General features: G+C 75.2%; 3 protein-coding genes. All 3 read right to left on the bottom strand.

What is annotated here, in order from left to right; translation table 11 throughout:
- Positions 1-76: 76 nt before the first annotated feature.
- Positions 77-805 carry a hypothetical protein gene (locus ACFW1I_RS34550; protein ID WP_384677420.1) on the bottom strand — a complete coding sequence of 243 codons (729 nt, stop codon included), beginning with the start codon at positions 803-805 and terminating at the stop codon, positions 77-79.
- A gap of 162 nt (positions 806-967) precedes the next feature.
- Positions 968-1,240, bottom strand: a complete 273-nt coding sequence (locus tag ACFW1I_RS34545) for a hypothetical protein (RefSeq protein WP_384677418.1) — start codon at positions 1,238-1,240, stop codon at positions 968-970.
- Positions 1,241-1,484: 244 nt separating this feature from the next.
- Positions 1,485-2,366, bottom strand: a complete 882-nt coding sequence (locus tag ACFW1I_RS34540; protein ID WP_384677416.1) for a hypothetical protein — start codon at positions 2,364-2,366, stop codon at positions 1,485-1,487.
- Between the last annotated feature and the right edge of the window lie 308 nt (positions 2,367-2,674).

Below are 2,674 nucleotides of genomic sequence, written 5' to 3'. Positions count from 1 at the left end.
CGGACCCCAACCCCCCGGCCCCCCCCGGGGGGGGGGGGGGGGCCCCTGTTGACGTCACGTCAGCACGGTTCGTACGTCAGTGGCGGCGGGAGCGGACGAGGCGTCCGCCGCGGAGCTGGACGACGGTGCCGCCGATGATGAGGGCGGCGCTGACCGCGGCCGCTCCCCAGAGGGCGGGATCGCTGCCCGTGTCGGGGAGCTCGGGCGGGGTGGTGGGCGGGTGCGTGGGCGGCACGGTGGGCTCGCAGCCGGGCTCCGGCTCCTCACCCGGCTCCGGCTCCTCGCACTCACCCGGCGGAGTCGTCGGCGGGTTCGTCGGCGGCTTCGTCGGCGGATGCGTCGGGGGCTTGGTCGGCGGCGTGGTGGGCTCGCAACCGGGCTCCGGCTCCTCACCCGGCTCCGGCTCCTCACACTCGCCGGGCGGAGTCGTCGGCGGGTTCGTCGGCGGCTTCGTCGGCGGGTGGGTCGGGGGATGCGTGGGCGGGTGCGTGGGCGGGTGGGTCGGGGGGTGGGTCGGCGGGTGCGTCGGGGTGGGCTCCTCGGGCTCCTCGCCGTAGCCGCCGTCGGGGTCCTCCGCCGCGTGGGCGCAGAGGTCTCCGACGGCCGACGCCACGTAGTCGCCCAGGTCCACGCTCGCGCCGCAGAGTTCCGGCGAGAGGGGCGCGTGGGCCTGGCCGTTGCCGGGTCCCGGCGTGTCGCCCGTGCCGGGGTGGGCGTTCGCGGCCAGTGCGAGACCGCCGGTCAGCGACAGCAGTCCGGTCGCTGCCGCCGCGGTGAGTACTTTCCTGCTGATGATGGACCGCATACCGCTCTTCCTCGGGAGAAAGGGAGAGACCGGCGAGGATCCCCCCTCGCTCCGACCGGCCGCGTCCCCCGCTGACGTTCGCGGTGGGACGGTCCAGAGAGTAGGGAGCGGCACACCGTGTGGAGTCGAGGCCACACGGCGACCGGTCAGAAAATCATTCGATCAGCCGCCGAGCGGGCTCGCCGGCAGGCCGCCGATCAGCGGGAGGCCCTTGCCGGTCTGGTTCAGCTGGGTGGCGGTGTCGGTGACGGTCTTGACCGGGGAGCCCTCGGTGGTGCTGCTGAGGACGTCCGACTTCAGCCCGTTGGCGGCGATCGCCTCCAGACCGCCGTTCAGGCTGGTCGGGGTCAGCGCCTCCGCGGCCATGGCGGGGGCGGCGGCTCCGAGCGCCATGAGGGAACCGGCGACGACCGCGGCGACCTTGGTGGGCTTCATGGGGAGAATCCTTCCTCTGTTTCTTCAACTCGCGTTCTGCACAGGCTTCTTGGGGAATTCCTGTACGTCGCTTCCGTCTTCTGTAACGAGAGGTGCGCTCCCCGGAAACTCCAGGAGGAGGGATTTCTCGACACTGCACCCGATCGAAGGGGACCGGTGCTATTTCCGGATGACCGGGCGCACACATGCCCGTACCGGCCCGGCGGGAGGCCGGACCGGTACGGGTCGGGGGTGTGCTCGCGGGTCAGCGGACCGGCAGCGGCGGCTTCACCGGCAGCTCGGGCGCGGCGACCGGAGGCTTCACGGGCGCCTCGACGGGCAGCTCAGGGGCCTCGACCGGCGGGTCGACGGGCAGCTCCGGCGCCTCCACCGGGAGGGCGGGCAGCGCCGGCAGCCCGGCCAGGTCCGGCGCGGGCAGCCCGCTGCCGAGCACGGTGGCGACGGCGAGGTTGACCAGGGAGGTCAGCGTGGCCGTGACCTGCGGGACGACACCGCCGGCGGCCCCGGAGGTGACGGCGGCGAGCAGCCCGGCGACGGCCTTCTCGACGGAGGCGAGGGCGTCGTCGACCAGATCGGCCGGCGCGGCCTGCGCGGCCTGCGCGGCCTTGGCCCCGGCCGCGACGGGCAGGGTGACGGGCGGCTTCACCGGCAGCTCGGCCGGGGCCTCCACGGCGGGCGGGGCCACGGGAGCCTCGACGGCGGGCGGGGCGACCGGGAGGTCGGCGGCGGGCGGGGCGACCGGGAGGTCGGCGGCGGGCGGGGTGACCGGCAGCTCCGGGGCGGCCGGGGTCTCCGGCAGCGGGGCGGGGGCGGTCTCCTTCGCCTGGTCGACGGCGGCCTGGATCTTCGCCTTCAGGGCGTCGGCGTCGGCCGCGGGGAGCTGGCCGTCGTCGGCCTTGAGGGCGGCGGCGACGAGTTCGGTCACGGGGGTCGTCACCCCGCCGACGTCCCCGAGCGCCTTGGTCTGGGCCAGCAGGGCGGCGGCGTCGGGGAGCGAGGAGTGGGCGGCCCGGTCGGCCGCGCGGGAGGGATGGAGCTCGTCGGCGACGGCGGGTCCCGCCATGCCGAGGGTGAGGGCGGCGGATATCGCCAGGGCGGTGAGGCGGGGTGAAGCGAGGGGACGCATATGTGTTCCTTTTCCTTATGCGTCGGACAACTGCTCTCCCACCGTGCCTGCGGGTATAGCCCTCCGCAACCGCAGAACTACTGAGCGCCACGTCTCCGTTCGAGTGAATCCACCTGCCGGGACTGCCCCGCGAAGGGGCGTACGCCGTTGCACCGGACGGCGCACGGGGGTGCGCCCGAACGAGTACCGACCCAGTGGCCGCAAGGGAAAAGCCGGGGGGGCCCCCCCCCCGGGGGGGGGGGCGCGGCGGGGGTGGTGCCCCGCCACCGGGGGGTGGTCTGGGGGGTGGGGGTGGTGGGGGAGCGCGG

It is taken from the genome of Streptomyces sp. NPDC058955, assembly GCF_042741435.1.
In the GTDB taxonomy this organism is placed as follows: Bacteria; Actinomycetota; Actinomycetes; order Streptomycetales; family Streptomycetaceae; genus Streptomyces.
The sequence above is the reverse complement of the archived record's forward strand: the minus strand, read 5'-3'. Positions and strand labels throughout refer to the sequence as shown.